We start from the raw sequence: 15492 nt of genomic DNA, 5'->3' as shown, positions 1-15492 counted from the left end.
CTGCCCCAAGGACGGCGGCGCGTCAGCACCTTTACCCAAAGCCATTCCATCGAGTGACGGCTGAGCTATCCGGATGACGCCCGCCGAGGCCCCAACTAAGGTGCGGCGCAAGCATTCCGGCACTTGGCCCACTGGCATTGCGATGTCAGTGACGGGTGCCACAGTGGGGGAGTGAACAACACCGCCGCGGGGGCAGAGGGGGTGACGTCCGGCCGTGTCCGGTACCGGTACAAGTGAGGAGCTGGGTGCGCAGAGTGCGCGCGCCCGTGCTCTCGCTCTGCTGCGCATCCGCAGCAGAGCGACCGCCGCAGCCATCCTGCCGGCGGCGGTGGCCGTCGTGCTGCTCGTCGCGGGCGCACAGGGCCATGCCGTCGGCAGCGGCTGGGACACGGCGCGCTGGGCCGTGACAGCCTGCGCGGTCGTCGTGCTCCTGCTCGCCGCAGTGGTCGCGGTCGCGATCGTACGGGCGAGGCCGGCGGTCAGCCCGACCGTCCCGCTCCCGGAGGACGCCGCCCCCGATCTCTACCGTCTGGTCAGGGACCTCGCCGACCGGCTCGGGGTTCCCGCGCCCTCGGCGATAGCGCTCACGCCCGACTGCGACAGCTGGCTGGAGGACCGCACACACCCCTCGGCGCGGCCCGCAGCAGGCCCCGGAGCGGATCCGGGAACGCGTTCCGCGGTCCGGACCCGCCGTCGGGTCCAGGCGGCGCCCGTGCTGGTCATCGGTTCGCCGTTCCTGTGGTGGATGCGGGTCGCGGAGCTACGGGCGGTGCTCGCCCCGGTCGTCGCGGGCACAGGCCCCTCCGCGCATCCCGACATAGCCGCAGCACGTCGTTTCGTACGGGGGCTGGACGGAGCGGTTGCCGACGCGGCCGCGCCCGTTTCCGGGCCGCTGTCCCGGGTGCGCAGAGTGCCGCGGGCCTTCGTCGGCCGGGTCGCCCTGTTTCTGCTGCGCAGCTGTCGCACCCATGCCGCGGAGATGGAGCGGGGCGTCGCCGCCGCCGCGTCGGTCCGTGCACAGGGTGTGGATTACGGGCTGCGGATCGTCGCCCAGGAGCAGGTCGGCCTCGCCTACGCGGGCTGGGACCGGCTGCTCACCCGCGTTGCGCTGCCCGCCTGGCAGATGGGCCGCTGGCCGTCCGGGCTGGACGCGGGTGTCGTGTCCGCCCTCACCGAGCTCTCCCGTCGCGACCGGCTTGCCGACGGATTCACCTCGCGGCTCGGTGAGCGCCCTGCCTGTGACCTCCTGGAGGAGCCGGGCGCGGCCGACGAGGCGGCATCGCTGCTGGCGGCACGGCTCTTCCACGGCGGCCCGGCGGAGACCGGTCCCGGCTGGTCGCCGGTCGACTGGCAGCAGTATCCGGAAGAGGTGGTCGACCGGAAGTGGCGCACCGAGGCCGCACGTCTGCACCGTGTCCTCGACTCGATGGGAACGGCGCCCGCGTCGCCCGACGGCGGCTCCTCGGACGATCCCGGCTGTGTGGTATTTCCCATCGACGCCACAGTGCCCACGCTGGCCCGTGTCGTCGAGCATCTGGCAGGCCGGTGCGGGAGCGGCGAGGAGCTCGCGGCAGGGATCAGCGCCGCGGTGGCCCGTGAGGTGGCGGCGGTCCAACAGCCCCCGGCCGGCGGCACATCGGGCCCGGTGGGTGCCCGGAGCGTCGCTCACTCGGGCACGGACGTCCTGGACTTCTGGCGCCCCGACCTCCTTCCGCTCTTCCCGCTCCAGCCACCCCGTACGGGTACGGAACTGCTCGCCGACCATGTCGCGGCGATGGTCTGCTGCGCTGCGGTCGACACGGCGGGTGCTGCGCCCGGACTCGACTGGCTCGACGGTCCCGCGCTGTTGGTCGGCGGCGAGCGCCGGGCGGATCTGGTCAGTCCCGTCCTCAGCCTGGTCGAGGACGGGGATGCGGGGCCGCTGCGTTCCTGGCTCGCCTCGGTCGGCGTACGCACCGACAAACCCGTCCGTCTCGTCTGAACACGGACCTCGACGGCCTCGACCAGAGAGCCGAACCACAGCATCCCTACCCTGCTCAGAGACAACGCCGTCGGGGCCACGGCACCCCCAATACCCGGAAGGAAGCGTTCCGTTCACGTCAATTAGCGACGAACGGTGACGGAGTGCATGCGTTATGTGATGTGCTGGGGATCGACGCTGACAGTCGGCGCATCACTGTTGGCGCACTGATGACGCACGGCCGGTGATGATCGCCGTTGGTCCCCGGTGACGATCAACTTTGTCTCACTGTTGTGTCGGGGACCAGAGGGAGGGAAGCGGTATGGGGGCGGAGCAGATTCGTCGATGGGAGTCGGGTGCCCTCGCGCACGCCGTCTCCGACCCCTTCGGGCAGGGCCCGCTGCCCTGGCTGCGCGGCAGTGAGAACTATTTCGACGACACCGGACATGTCGTCCCCTGGTACGTGGACCCCACGCTGGCCCGCGGCTCCACCGACGGCGGCACCCGTACGGCCGACGATGTGCACCGCCAGATCAAGGGCTTCACCTCCACGGGCGCCGCGGCCCCCGGAGAGGCGATCGACTTCCACATCACCGTGGACCCGCCCCAGCAGTTCTCCGTGGACGTCTACCGCATCGGTCACTACGGGGGCGACGGCGCCGCCAAGATCACCACGAGCCCCCGACTCTCCGGCATCGTCCAGCCGGCCCCGCTCACCGCCGACCGCACGGTCTCCTGCCACCACTGGTGGCAGTCCTGGCGGCTGCAGATCCCCACCTACTGGTCGATCGGCGCATACGTCGCCGTGCTCACCACAGTCGACGGATACCGCTCCCACATCCCGTTCACGGTCCGCGACGACCACCCGGCCGATCTCCTGCTGGTCCTGCCGGACATCACCTGGCAGGCGTACAACCTCTACCCGGAGGACGGCCGCACGGGCGCCAGCCTCTACCACGCCTGGGACGAGCAGGGCCGCCTCCTGGGCGAGGAGGACGCCGCGGTCACCGTCTCCTTCGACCGCCCGTACGCGGGCGCCGGTCTGCCGCTCCACGTCGGTCATGCCTACGACTTCATCCGCTGGGCCGAGCGGTACGGCTACGACATCGCGTACGCCGACACACGCGATCTGCACGCGGGCCGGATCGACCCGGGCCGCTACCGGGGCCTGGTCTTCCCCGGCCACGACGAGTACTGGTCGGTGCCCATGCGCCGTACCGCCGAACGCGCCCGCGACGACGGCACCTCGCTCGTCTTCCTCTCCGCCAACACCATGTACTGGCAGGTCAGCCTCTCCCCGTCGCCGTCCGGCGTCCCGGACCGGCTGCTCACCTGCCGCAAGCGCCGCGGCCCGGGCAAGCCCGCGCTCTGGCGCGAGATCGACCGTCCCGAGCAGCAGCTTCTCGGCATCCAGTACGCGGGCCGGGTCCCCGATCCGCACCCCCTGGTCGTACGGAACGCCGAGCACTGGCTGTGGGACTCGACGGGCGCTTGCGAGGGCGACGAGATCGACGGCCTGGTCGCGGGCGAGGCCGACCGCTACTTCCCGCGCACCGCACTCCCCGAGCACGAGAGCCGCATCCTGCTCGCCCACTCCCCGTACCAGGACAGTGAAGGAGTCAAGCGCCACCAGGAGACCTCCCTGTACCGGGCCCCGTCCGGCGCACTCGTCTTCGCCTCCGGCACTTTCGCCTGGTCTCCGGCGCTGGACCGCCCCGGCCATGTGGATCCCCGCATCCAGCGGGCCACCGCCAATCTCCTCGACCGCATCTGCAAACGCGCCTGAAACGCCTCCGGGGCCACGGCACTCGGCGCCACGGACGCCCCCGCTCCGCCCCATCGCACCCCGATACGGGAGAATCGGTACGACTCCTGGATCAACCTACGCGGAGGCAGCGTGTCCGGATTTGTAGAAAAGCCCGAACCAGTGCAGGTCCCGGGGCTCACCCACCTCCACACCGGCAAGGTGCGCGACCTGTACCGGAACGAAGCGGGCGACCTCGTCATGGTCGCCAGCGACCGTATGTCCGCGTACGACTGGGTCCTGCCCACCGAGATCCCCGACAAGGGCCGGGTGCTCACCCGGCTCTCGCTGTGGTGGTTCGACCAGCTCGCCGATCTCGTACCGAACCACGTCCTGTCCACGGAGCTCCCCGCCGGAGCCCCCGCGGACTGGGCCGGCCGGACGCTGATCTGCAAGTCGCTGCGGATGGTCCCGGTCGAGTGCGTCGCCCGCGGCTACCTCACCGGCTCGGGCCTCGTCGAGTACAAGGAGTCCCGCACGGTCTGCGGCCTCGCGCTGCCCGAGGGCCTCGTCGACGGCTCCGAACTCCCGGCGCCGATCTTCACTCCCGCCACCAAGGCGGCCGTCGGCGACCACGACGAGAACGTGAGCTACGAGGAGGTGGCCCGCCAGGTCGGCGCGGAGACCGCGGCCCAGCTGCGCCGCACCACACTGGACGTGTACAGCAGGGCCCGTGACATCGCGCGAGCGCGCGGGATCATCCTCGCCGACACGAAGTTCGAGTTCGGTTTCGCTCCCACGGCCGACGGCGGCGAGGAGCTGATCATCGCGGACGAGGTGCTGACCCCGGACTCCTCCCGCTTCTGGCCCGCGGCCACCTGGGAGCCGGGCAAGGCCCAGCCCAGTTACGACAAGCAGTTCGTGCGCGACTGGCTGACCTCGCCGGCCTCCGGCTGGGACCGCAAGAGCGAGCAGCCGCCCCCGGCGCTGCCCCAGGAGATCGTGGACGCGACCCGGGCGAAGTACCTGGAGGCGTACGAACTCCTCACCGGCACGCCCTGGCAGTAAGCAGCTCCCGGAACACGAAGAAGCCCCCGGCCGAAAGACCGGGGGCTTCTTGCTGAACCGAGCGGACGACCAGGTTCGAACTGGCGACCTCAACCTTGGCAAGGTTGCGCTCTACCAACTGAGCTACGTCCGCAAGCGCCGAAGCGCGATGACCACTATACCCATCCGCGCTCGCGTGCGAGACGCAGCGCGGCATGACGGTTCTCCGCCCCGAGCTTCGAGGCGGCCGCCGAGAGGTAGTTCCGTACGGTTCCCTGCGACAGCGACGCCCGCTCCGCGATCTCCGCGACCGGCGCCCCGTCGGCCGCCAGCTCCAGCACCTCGGCCTCGCGCGCGGTCAGCGGCGAGTCCCCGGCGGAGATCGCATCGGCCGCCAACTCCGGGTCCACATAACGGTTTCCGGCGTGCACGGTCCGGATGATCCCGGCCAGCTGCCGGGCGCTTACGGTCTTCGGTACGAAGGCCCGCACGCCTGCCGCGAGTGCCCGCTTCAGATGTCCCGGCCGGCCGTGACTCGTCACGATCATCGTCCGGCAGCCGGGCAGTTCGGCCCGCAGGGATGTGGCGACGTTCACACCGTCGGCACCCGGCATCTCCAGATCGAGGACCGCCACGTCGGGGCGATGAGCCCGCGCCATGGCCAGTGCCTCCGGGCCGGTCGCTGCCTCCGCGACCACCACGAGGTCGTCCTCCAGGGCGAGCAGCGCGGCCAGCGCGCCCCGGATCAGATGCTCGTCGTCGGCGAGCAGCACCCGTACAGCTGTCATCGTCGCTCCTCCTGAAGAGCCGGGGTGGGGTCCGGGGCCGTGCGCGGCAGCGGGATCGTGGCCGTCAGCCGGAACAACCCGTTCCCCGCCGGACCTGCGTCCAGCGAACCGTCGAGCGCGTGGAGCCGCTCCCGCAGCCCGGCCAGCCCGGAGCCGCCCGGCCCGACGGTGGCCTGCGGCGCCCCGTCGTTCTCCATGTCCAGCACCACCGCGTCCGCCGAAGCGCGCAGCCGGATCGTGCAGTGCCGCGGATCACCGTGCCGCAGCACATTGGTCGCCGCCTCCCGCACCACCCAGCCGAGCGCCGACTGCACGGGCGCGGGCAGCGGACCGCCCTCATGGCCCTCCACCGCGCATTCGATCCCGGCCGCCTGCAGCACGCTCTGCGCGCCCATGAGTTCGGTACTCAGATCGGCCTCCCGGTATCCGCGTACGACATCGCGCACCTCCTGCTGGGAGGCGCGGGCGATGCGCATCACCTCGACCATCTGGTCCACGGCCGCCGGCTTGCCGCGCTGGGCGAGTTCCACCGCCAGCTCGCTCTTCAGCGCGATCACGGCCAGATTCCGGCCCAGGACGTCGTGCATGTCCCGGCCGAACCGCAGCCGTTCCTCGGCGACCGCCAGCCGCGTCTCCACGTCCTGCGCCTCGCGGAGTTTCCACATCACGCCCAGCGACCAGGCGGACATCCGCGTGGTGACGGACATCATCCCGCTGCCGAACGCCGTGGCGAAAAGTGCGGACGTCATCAGCGCACCGCTGCCGCCGAGCAGCCCCACGACGGCGCACACCCCGGCCGAGACGGCGGCCTGCTGCAGCATGGACACCCACTTCGGCACGATGAGCACGAAAGCGCAGGTGAACGGCACCACGCATGCGCTGAGCACAAATCCCGGCTCCGGGAACTCACGCATGCCCGTGCACCGGGCGAGGGCCAGCACCGCCGCCATGTTCGCCACCAGCGACACGGCTCCGACAGTGACCAGCCGCCGGTCCAAGGTCCCCCGGCCCAGATACTTCTCCAGCCCCCTGGCGGTCAGCACCGTCCCGCAGACCCCCTGCGCGATGACGAGCAGGATCGCCAGGGCGATCAGCGCAGCGGGCGCCGCACCGCGCACGGGCCGGGTCACCGACATCAGGATCTGGATCAGCACCGCGATCCACACCAGCCCGTACAGCGTGCCGCGTGTATACAGGTCGACCTTGTCGAACCCGCTGCGGCCGCGCCAGCTCCCCGTTCGCCACCGCACGCGCACGGCACAACCCTCCTCAGCGTCGAGGTTCCCAGCGGAACCACCGCTGCACAGCAAACACGGCGAGCACCGTCCAGGCCAGCGCGGTCAGCCCCGCCCCGAGCAGGTCGTACCCGTCCGCCCCGCCGAGCCAGCCCGCCCGTACGAGCATCATCACCCCGGTCACCGGCAGCAGTTCGCACACGGAAGCCACCCGGTCCGGCAGGATCTCCAGCGGTACGAAGAGCCCGGAGCCCATCATCGAGACGAGGAACAGCGGCAGCGTGGTGATCTGCGCCGTCTGTACGGTCCGGGTCACCGCGGACGTGGCGGCGGCCAGCGCCGACAGCAGCACCACACCCAACAGCAGTCCCGCGACGAGCAGGTCGGGCCGTTCGGGCGCACCGAGACCGAAGAGCACCGCACCGGCCAGGACCACCAGCGCCGTCTGCGCCAGCGCCAGCGCGACCGACGGAAGCGCGGTCCCGGCGAGGATCTCGCGGTCGGCGATCTCACCGGTACGCAGCCGCTTCAGGACCAGGTCCTCGCGCCGCGCCACATAGGCGGCGACCAGGTTCATGTACACGACCTGCACCAGCACCATGCCGATGCCGCCGGTGAGCGCCGCCCCGGCCACGGTCAGTCCGGTTCCGCCCAGATCGACCTGTTCCAGCGTCGACTTCATGGCCGCGACCATGGCCAGGGGCACCAGCAGCGCGACGAAGACCGCCGTCCTGTTCCGGGCGAGCAGGGTGAGCTCGGCCCGCCCGAGAGCGTTCAGCCGCCCGGACATCGTTGTGCTCGTCATGCGGCAGCCGCCTTCTCCGACTCCGACGCGCTCTGCGCGATATCGAGAAATGCCTCTTCGAGCGAGGCCGACCTGGCATCGAGCCCGAGCAGCGTCACATTCGACTCCCGGGCCCAGAGCAGCAGTTCACCCAGCGCCTCCTGCAGCCGGTGGGTACGGATCTCGACCCTGCGTCCCTCGGCGGCTGCCCGCAGCGGCAGCGGAAGCCACGCCGCCGGGACTCCTTCGGGCAGCACGAACCGGATGCGGGCGGGACGGGCTGCCGTCACCTCGGCGGTGGTACCCGCCGTCACGATCCGCCCCCGGTGCATGATCGCCAGCCGGTCGGCGAGCGTCTCGGCCTCCTCCAGGTAGTGCGTGGTGAGCAGGACGGTGATCCCGCCGTCGCGCAGCCCCCGTACCAACTCCCAGGTGTCGCGCCGCCCCTCGGCGTCGAGCCCGGTGGTCGGCTCGTCCAGGAACAGCACCTCGGGCCGGCCGAGCAGGGCCAGTGCGAGGTCGAGGCGGCGCCGCTCGCCGCCGGAGAGCTGCTTGACCCGTACGCGCGCCCGGTGGGTGAGCCCGACCAGGTCCAGCGCCTCACCGGTCGGCCGGGCGCCGCTGGTGCACCCCGCCCACATCCGTACGGTTTCGGTGACCGTCAGCTCGGACGGGAAGCCGCCCTCCTGGAGCATCACCCCGATCCGTGGCCGCACCGCGGCGCGCTCGCGGTACGGGTCGTGGCCGAGCACCCGCACCGTGCCGCCGTCGGGCCGGGCCAGGCCCTCCAGCAGTTCGACGGTGGAGGTCTTTCCCGCGCCGTTCGTACCGAGCAGAGCGAAGACTTCGCCGCGCGCCACAGAGAAGGAGACACCGGTCACGGCCTCGAAGCCGCCGGCGTAGCGCCTCCGCACACCGCTCGCCTCGATCACGGGATCGATCACGGAGCCGGTCGCCGAAACGATCACGGGATCTGTCGTGGAACCGGTAGCGGGTTCGTCTGTGATGTCCGCCACGGCGCCGCCCGCACGGTCGCTGGGAATGTCGTCGCTGGTCATGCCTACAGATTTCCGCCGGCTCGTCGCCGCGGGCAGTGCGAGCTGTCACCACTGCTCATGACAAACGTCATGAGCATCAGGCAAGGAGCGCGGACGAGAATACGACGAAGGCCCTGGTCGATATCGACCAGGGCCTTCGAACAAACCGATCAAGAGCGGACGACGAGATTCGAACTCGCGACCCTCACCTTGGCAAGGTGATGCTCTACCAACTGAGCCACGTCCGCATTGCTGCCGCTCATTGTACTCCCCTTGAGGAGATCCATCGGGCGGTGCGAGCACTACTCTACCCGATTCACCGGAGTGGTCGGTAAGAGTGATGCAGAGCGGGTGACAGGAATTGCACACTGCGCCTTCCCCCTGGAAGGGGGATGTTCTGCTACTGAACTACACCCGCACGCTGCGTGAGGTTCGGCTTTGCGGCCTTGCCCCTCGGCGTGCTCCAGACTTTAGCCGACCTGCAGGGGTGTAGCGCAAGTCGGTGGCCACGGGGTGTCGCCGAGAGGTGCGCCGGAGCGTTGGCGAGCGTTCGCCGGCCGGCCCCGGCGACCGGTCCGGGGCGATCCGGACGCGGGCCGAGTTCTCAACTGGCTTCGCGGAACGCCTCGTAGACCTTCTTGGGGATCCGGCCGCGGGCCGGCACCTCCATCCGGTGGGAGCGGGCCCAGGCGCGCACGGCCGCCGGGTCGGGTGCGAGTGAGGTGTGCCGGTACGACGCAGGGGTCTTGCCGCGCTTACCGGCATTTGTCTGCTTTCGACCGGCCGCCATGTACGGCGCCAGGACCTTGCGCAGTTTCTTTGCATTGGACGGATTGAGGTCGATCTCGTACGACTTCCCGTCCAGGGCGAAGGTGACCGTTTCCGCCGCTGCTCCCCCGTCGATGTCGTCGAAGAGCGTGACCACTACGCGCTGAGCCACGGATATCGGTCCTTTCCTACGGCATCGGCGCGTCTGACATGCGCTGATGCCGGCCTTCCGGCTGTTAGGCGGATGTGAGTCGACCGGTGTCGACTGTTTAGGGGCAATGCTGCATTCCCCGGTAATCATTTGTACAGCGGTGGGTGCCGCATTGTGAAGACCAACCAATTGCCTCCGCGTGTCAGCCTTCTATGTGTGCTGCCGGTGAGGATTTTTTTCGCAGGATTTTCCCCATGCGCTGTCACGGTCGATATCTGGGCGTGATCAAGGGTGCTCGATATCTACCCGCGTAGAATTTCTGGCCAGGTAGGCTGAGGGAACCTGCGGGGGTCTGGGGAGCCCCCCGGAGAAACAGCCGCACCACACCACCACCGGGAGTGCCAGTGGCACGCGTCGTAGTCGACGTCATGCTCAAGCCCGAGATCCTCGACCCGCAGGGACAGGCGGTGCAGCGTGCACTGCCCCGTCTCGGCTTCGAGGGAATCGCGGACGTACGTCAGGGAAAGCGTTTCGAGCTCGAGGTCGAGGGGCCGGTCGACGACGCCGCCCTCAGCCGTATTCACGAGATGGCCGAGACTTTCCTCGCCAACACGGTCATCGAGGACTTCACCGTGAAGGTGGAGAAGGCCGAGGAGTCGAAGTGACTGCTCGTATCGGAGTCGTCACCTTTCCCGGCACGCTCGACGACAAGGACAGCCTGAGGGCCGTACGGGTCGCGGGCGCCGAACCCGTATCGCTGTGGCACCGCGACAAGGACCTGCACCAGGTCGATGCGGTCATCCTGGCGGGCGGCTTCTCCTACGGCGACTATCTGCGGGCCGGAGCCATCTCCCGCTTCTCGCCGGTCATGGAGACGATCACCGAGAACGCGCGGGCCGGGATGCCGGTCCTCGGTATCTGCAACGGCTTCCAGATCCTGACCGAGGCGCATCTGCTGCCCGGCGCGATGCTGCAGAACAACCACCTGCACTTCATCTGCCGCGACCAGAAGCTGCGCGTCGAGAACGCGGAGACCGCCTGGACCTCGGACTACTCCGCGGGCCAGGAGATCTCCGTACCGCTCAAGAACATGGACGGGCGATACGTCGCCGACGAGCGCGTCCTCGACGAGCTGGAGGCGGAGGGCCGCGTCGCCTTCCGCTACCTGGACGTGAACCCCAACGGTTCGCTGCGCGACATCGCCGGCATCACCAACGCCGCAGGCAATGTCGTCGGTCTGATGCCGCACCCGGAGCACGCCGTCGAGCCGTTGATCGGAACCGGTCGTACCGACGGCCTCGGTTTCTTCACCTCGATCATCAAGAAGCTGGTCAACGCATGAGCCTGGATACGGTCAAGCACGCGGCCGAGACCCCGGACGTCGCGCAGCCCTGGAAGGAGCTCGGCCTCAAGGAGGACGAGTACGCCCGGATCCGGGAGATCCTGGGCCGCCGTCCCACCGGCGCCGAGCTCGCCATGTACTCCGTGATGTGGTCCGAGCACTGCTCGTACAAGAGCAGCAAGGTCCACCTCAAGCAGTTCGGCGAGAAGGTCCCCGCCAACGACGCGATGCTCGTCGGCATCGGCGAGAACGCCGGTGTGGTCGACGTCGGTCAGGGTTACGCGGTCACCTTCAAGGTCGAGTCGCACAACCACCCCTCGTACATCGAGCCCTACCAGGGCGCGGCGACCGGCGTCGGCGGCATCGTCCGCGACATCCTCGCCATGGGTGCCCGCCCCGTCGCGGTCGTCGACCCGCTGCGGTTCGGCGCGGCCGATCACCCCGACACCAAGCGCGTACTGCCGGGCGTCGTCGCCGGTATCGGCGGCTACGGCAACTGCCTGGGCCTGCCGAACATCGGCGGCGAGGTCGTCTTCGACGCCTGCTACCAGGGCAACCCGCTCGTCAACGCAGGCTGCATCGGCGTGATGAAGCACGAGGACATCCACCTGGCCAAGGCCTCCGGCCCCGGCAACAAGGTGATCCTGTACGGCGCCCGCACCGGCGGCGACGGCATCGGCGGCGTCTCGGTCCTGGCCTCGGAGACCTTCGAGTCGACCGGCCCGGCGAAGCGTCCGGCCGTCCAGGTCGGCGACCCGTTCCAGGAGAAGCTCCTCATCGAGTGCACCCTGGAGATCTTCGGCGAGAAGCTTGTCGCCGGTATCCAGGACCTCGGCGGTGCGGGCCTTTCCTGCGCCACTTCGGAGCTGGCCTCCGCAGGCTCCGGCGGTATGCGCGTCGAGCTGGACACCGTGCCGCTGCGCGACTCCTCCCTCTCGCCCGAGGAAATCCTCATGAGCGAGTCGCAGGAGCGCATGTGCGCGATCGTCGAGCCGCAGCACGTCGAGCGCTTCCTGGAGATCTGCGAGAAGTGGGACGTCATCGCCACCGTCATCGGTGAGGTGACCGAGGGCTCGCAGCTGGAGATCTTCTGGCACGGCGAGCAGATCGTGGACGTGCCGCCGAGGTCCGTCGCCCACGAGGGCCCGACGTACCACCGCCCGTTCGCCCGCCCGTCCTGGCAGGACGCGCTGCAGGCCGACGACGCGGGCAAGCTGGCCCGTCCGGCGAACGGCGCCGAGCTGCGCGAGCAGGTCCTCAAGCTGGTCGCTTCGCCGAACCAGGCGTCGAAGTCCTGGATCACGGACCAGTACGACCGGTTCGTGCAGGGCAACACCGTGCTCGCGATGCCCGAGGACGCCGGCATGGTCCGGATCGACGAGAAGTCGAACCTGGGCGTGGCCATGGCGACCGACGGCAACGGCCGGTACGCCAAGCTCGACCCGTACACCGGTGCGCAGCTGGCGCTGGCGGAGTCGTACCGCAATGTCGCCGCCTCCGGCGCCAAGCCGCTCGCGATCTCGGACTGCCTGAACTTCGGTTCGCCCGAGGACCCGGACGTCATGTGGCAGTTCGCCGAGGTCACCCGTGGTCTCGCGGACGGCTGCCTGGAGCTGGGCACCCCGGTCACCGGCGGCAACGTGTCGCTGTACAACCAGACCGGTGAGACGGCGATCCACCCGACGCCGGTCGTGGCCGTGCTCGGTGTGATCGACGATGTCACCCGGCGTACACCGGTCGCCTTCGCGGAAGAGGGGCAGCTCCTCTACCTGCTGGGCGACACGCGTGAGGAGTTCGGCGGCTCGGCCTGGTCCGAGGTCATCCACGGCCACCTGGGCGGCATGCCGCCCAAGGTCGACCTGGGCCGCGAGAAGCTGCTCGGCGAGATCCTGATCTCGGCCTCCCGCGACGGCATGATCGACGCGGCGCACGACCTCTCCGACGGCGGTCTGATCCAGGCGGTCACCGAGTCCTGCCTCCGTGGCGGGAAGGGTGCCCGGCTGGTCGTGCCGGACGGTCTGGACGCGTTCACCTTCCTCTTCTCCGAGTCGGCGGGGCGCGCGGTCGTCTCCGTTCCACGCAGCGAGGAGCTCCGCTTCAACGACATGTGCGGGGCGCGGGGTCTGCCCGCCACCCGTATCGGTGTCGTGGACGGCGAGGAGATCGAGATCCAGGGCGAGTTCAGCATTCCGCTGAGCGAGCTGCGCACGGCGCACGAGGAGACCATTCCGGGTCTGCTCGCCTGACGCCCGACCCCGTTCGAGGACGGCCCCGCCCGGTTCATGGGCGGGGCCGTCCTCGTTCCGTAGGTTCGGCGGATCCGGAGCTCCGGGAATTCCGCCGAGCCGGATGTGCATTTCCTGCTGATGGACCATCGGGGTGCAGATGCGGACAGTTCGCGGAATTCCGTTCAGCCGGTGGGGCAGCGGTGTTCCGGTGAATCGGCAGGCATTCACCTTCGGCGGTACGGGCAGGGCTCGGACCGGGGCCGCCACCGGCGCGGGCGGCGATCAACTCGCCCATGGACCCGGCGAGTCCGCGCAGCGCCGGACCGCTCAGGAAGGTGGCTACGGCCCCGATGAAGACCTTCTTGGTGCCGAGCGCGTCGCAGAGGTTCCCGTACAGCGGCAGTGCCGCGGTCGCGGCGAGCCGGCAGGCGGCGATCGGCCAGGAGATCTTGTCGGCGTCGTGCGCCGGATCGAGATCGTGGACGATCGGCACGGTCGCCGACGAAACGATGTCCGTGTCGAGCACGGCCGGCAGGATCGTGGCGATGCAGAGCATGAAGCCGATGATGCGTTGCCGGCCGGTCATGCCTGTGGGCATGGCAGGACCCCCTCCGGAGCGGCGCAGTGCTGCTGTGGCCGCACCACCGTGCCATGGAAATGTATTGAGTCAATATTTAATCCGAGATTAATCTTCATCCTGGTACAGTGATGCCATGACTGAGGGGATGAGCCTGCGCGAGCGCAAGAAGCTCCAGACGCGTCACCGTCTGCTGACCGCGGCCACCGAGCTCTTCGCCGAGCGCGGCTTCGACAAGGTCTCGGTCGCCGAGATCGCCGAGGCGGCCGAGGTGTCGAAGATGACCGTCTTCAACTACTTCGCCGGCAAGGAGGACTTGGTCCTCGCTCCCATGGAGGAGCACATCGGTGATGTCGCGCGGGTGGTGCGGGACCGGGCCCCCGGCGAGTCCGCGGCGGCCGCCGTGCGGCGTCAGTTCCTGGCCGCCATCGAGGCCCGTGACCCCTCCGTCGGGCTGAGCGACGCGCCTGTGGTGCTCGGGCTGCGCCGGCTGATCCAGGAGACCCCGGCGCTGCTCATCCGGGCCCACGCGTTCTCCATGCGCTCCTTCGACCTGCTCGCCGAAGTCCTGGTCGAGGAGGGCGAGGAGCCGTCCCTCGCCCGGATCGCGGCCGCCCAGCTGATCGCCACCCGCAACGCCCTCATCTCCGCGAATCAAATGCGGCTGCTGGCGGGGGAGTCGGCGGACGCGGTGGCGCCGGATGCCGTCGCGCTCGCCGAGCGCGGTTTCGATCTGCTCGACAAGGGACTGGGCGACTTCGCGACCAGGTCCTGAGGCAGCCGGTCCGACAGGGCTCGGGGCCTGTCCGACCCTGAACCGCGCCGGACACCCCTTACGACCTCGCCCGCGATTGTCAGCGGCGTCGCGGTGTCCGGGACCTCCGCCTCCGGCGTTGTCGTCAGTCGCCGACGCTCCGCGTCGACTCCTTCCTCCGCCTTGGATTCGAAGGCCCCGGACGCCGCTCCTTCTCCCACTGCCAATCGTGGGCGAGGTCGTTAGGCTCCTGGACCATGCCGCCGTCCCAGAAACGAGCCCGCCGCTACGACCCGGTCAGGACCCGCACCGCGGTCTTGGCGCAGTTCGCCCACGTCCGGGAAGCCGTCCGCGCCCTGACGCCCGAACAGCTCGCGCTGCCGACCCGGCTCGGGGACTGGACCGTGCGCGAGCTGGCCGTCCATCTGTCCATGGCGCTCTCGCACGTCACGCGCAATCCGGAGCTGCCCGAACCCGCCTCGCCCAAGCCCGATCTGACGCTCCTCGAATGGCCGTTCTCGACCGCGGGCCGGGCCGGGCGCATCGCCGACGACACCAAGGTGCTCGCCGCGGACCGTCCGGACCTGGACGCGTTGTACGGGGAGGTTGCCGGGCGGTTCGAGGAGCTGGTGTCCGACGCCCCGGAGGACCGGCTGCTGCCGACCCGGGCCGGCACGATGCGGCTGGCCGACTTCCTGGTCACCCGTACCGTCGAACTCGTCGTGCACACCGACGATCTGAACGAGGCGGCCGGCCTCGGTATCCCGTACGACCGGCAGGCGCTCGCCGCCTGCACCCGGCTGCTCGCCGACGCCCTCGCGGAGAAGGCGCCGGGTGGCTCGGTCGAGGTGCGCGTACCGCCGTTCGCCGTCGTCCAGTGCGTCCAGGGCCCCAAGCACACGCGCGGTACGCCGCCCAATGTCGTCGAGACCGATCCGCTCACCTGGATCCGGCTCGCCACCGGGCGTACGGAGTGGGCCCAGGAACTCGACGCGGCGAAGGTCAGCGCCAGCGGTGAGCGGGCCGATCTCGCCGCGCTGCTGCCCCTGATGGGGTGAGGGGGAACCGGACGACTGC

14 protein-coding genes and 3 tRNA genes are annotated in these 15492 nt (G+C 69.8%); 8 read left to right on the top strand and 9 right to left on the bottom strand.

Features of this window, described 5'->3' with window-relative positions; translation table 11 throughout:
* Positions 1–214: 214 nt before the first annotated feature.
* From OG609_RS19610 to OG609_RS19600, 3 genes are all read left to right on the top strand, one after another.
* Complete coding sequence (locus OG609_RS19610; RefSeq protein ID WP_327274004.1) at positions 215–1981, top strand: hypothetical protein; 1767 nt, start codon at positions 215–217, stop codon at positions 1979–1981.
* Positions 1982–2282: 301 nt separating this feature from the next.
* A complete protein-coding gene (locus OG609_RS19605) occupies positions 2283–3746 on the top strand; it encodes a N,N-dimethylformamidase beta subunit family domain-containing protein (protein WP_327274003.1) in 1464 nt (487 codons plus the stop codon).
* Between the two features lie 111 nt (positions 3747–3857).
* Complete coding sequence (locus tag OG609_RS19600; RefSeq protein ID WP_327274002.1) at positions 3858–4772, top strand: phosphoribosylaminoimidazolesuccinocarboxamide synthase; 915 nt, start codon at positions 3858–3860, stop codon at positions 4770–4772.
* A gap of 60 nt (positions 4773–4832) precedes the next feature.
* Here OG609_RS19600 and OG609_RS19595 read toward each other — a convergent pair.
* From OG609_RS19595 to OG609_RS19560, 8 genes are all read right to left on the bottom strand, one after another.
* A tRNA-Gly gene (locus OG609_RS19595) sits at positions 4833–4905 on the bottom strand.
* A 22-nt stretch (positions 4906–4927) separates the two neighbouring features.
* Entirely contained in the window at positions 4928–5539 is a 612-nt protein-coding gene (locus tag OG609_RS19590) for a response regulator transcription factor (RefSeq protein WP_327274001.1), read from the bottom strand.
* The gene (locus OG609_RS19585; RefSeq protein ID WP_327274000.1) at positions 5536–6795 is read right to left on the bottom strand and encodes a sensor histidine kinase; all 1260 of its coding nucleotides are present in this window, start codon (positions 6793–6795) and stop codon (positions 5536–5538) included. Before OG609_RS19585 ends, OG609_RS19590 begins: the two co-directional genes overlap by 4 nt.
* A 13-nt stretch (positions 6796–6808) precedes the next feature.
* Positions 6809–7579 carry an ABC transporter permease gene (locus OG609_RS19580; RefSeq protein ID WP_327273999.1) on the bottom strand — a complete coding sequence of 257 codons (771 nt, stop codon included), beginning with the start codon at positions 7577–7579 and terminating at the stop codon, positions 6809–6811.
* Positions 7576–8616 carry an ABC transporter ATP-binding protein gene (locus tag OG609_RS19575; RefSeq protein ID WP_327273998.1) on the bottom strand — a complete coding sequence of 347 codons (1041 nt, stop codon included), beginning with the start codon at positions 8614–8616 and terminating at the stop codon, positions 7576–7578. Before OG609_RS19575 ends, OG609_RS19580 begins: the two co-directional genes overlap by 4 nt.
* A gap of 154 nt (positions 8617–8770) precedes the next feature.
* Positions 8771–8843, bottom strand: a tRNA-Gly gene (locus tag OG609_RS19570).
* A 98-nt stretch (positions 8844–8941) separates the two neighbouring features.
* Positions 8942–9013: transfer RNA gene (locus OG609_RS19565), tRNA-Gly, on the bottom strand.
* 186 nt (positions 9014–9199) lie between these two features.
* Positions 9200–9535 (bottom strand): histone-like nucleoid-structuring protein Lsr2, encoded by a 336-nt coding sequence (locus tag OG609_RS19560; RefSeq protein ID WP_176740026.1) that lies wholly within the window; start codon positions 9533–9535, stop codon positions 9200–9202.
* 383 nt (positions 9536–9918) lie between these two features.
* Here OG609_RS19560 and purS point away from each other — a divergent pair, with 383 nt between their 5' ends.
* The 3 genes from purS to purL are packed head-to-tail and all read left to right on the top strand — an operon-like array spanning position 9919 to position 13102.
* Positions 9919–10179 carry a phosphoribosylformylglycinamidine synthase subunit PurS gene (gene purS / locus OG609_RS19555; RefSeq protein ID WP_176729353.1) on the top strand — a complete coding sequence of 87 codons (261 nt, stop codon included), beginning with the start codon at positions 9919–9921 and terminating at the stop codon, positions 10177–10179.
* Positions 10176–10856 carry a phosphoribosylformylglycinamidine synthase subunit PurQ gene (gene purQ / locus OG609_RS19550; RefSeq protein WP_327273997.1) on the top strand — a complete coding sequence of 227 codons (681 nt, stop codon included), beginning with the start codon at positions 10176–10178 and terminating at the stop codon, positions 10854–10856. Before purS ends, purQ begins: the two co-directional genes overlap by 4 nt.
* Complete coding sequence (purL, locus tag OG609_RS19545) at positions 10853–13102, top strand: phosphoribosylformylglycinamidine synthase subunit PurL (protein ID WP_327273996.1); 2250 nt, start codon at positions 10853–10855, stop codon at positions 13100–13102. Before purQ ends, purL begins: the two co-directional genes overlap by 4 nt.
* A 34-nt stretch (positions 13103–13136) precedes the next feature.
* Here the strand turns inward: purL and OG609_RS46230 are convergent, their stop codons facing one another.
* Positions 13137–13682 (bottom strand): hypothetical protein, encoded by a 546-nt coding sequence (locus tag OG609_RS46230; protein WP_442817981.1) that lies wholly within the window; start codon positions 13680–13682, stop codon positions 13137–13139.
* Between the two features lie 115 nt (positions 13683–13797).
* Between OG609_RS46230 and OG609_RS19535 the strand changes: the two genes are divergently transcribed.
* Both OG609_RS19535 and OG609_RS19530 read left to right on the top strand, forming a co-directional pair.
* On the top strand, positions 13798–14436 hold the full coding sequence (locus OG609_RS19535; protein WP_327273995.1) for a TetR/AcrR family transcriptional regulator: 639 nt from the start codon (positions 13798–13800) through the stop codon (positions 14434–14436).
* A gap of 236 nt (positions 14437–14672) precedes the next feature.
* Positions 14673–15473: a maleylpyruvate isomerase family mycothiol-dependent enzyme gene (locus tag OG609_RS19530; protein WP_327273994.1), complete on the top strand. Its 801-nt coding sequence runs from the start codon at positions 14673–14675 to the stop codon at positions 15471–15473.
* The last annotated feature ends 19 nt before the right edge of the window (positions 15474–15492 follow it).

This window comes from Streptomyces sp. NBC_01224 (assembly GCF_036002945.1).
In the GTDB taxonomy this organism is placed as follows: Bacteria; Actinomycetota; Actinomycetes; order Streptomycetales; family Streptomycetaceae; genus Streptomyces.
This window is presented reverse-complemented; position numbering and strand designations above follow the sequence as displayed.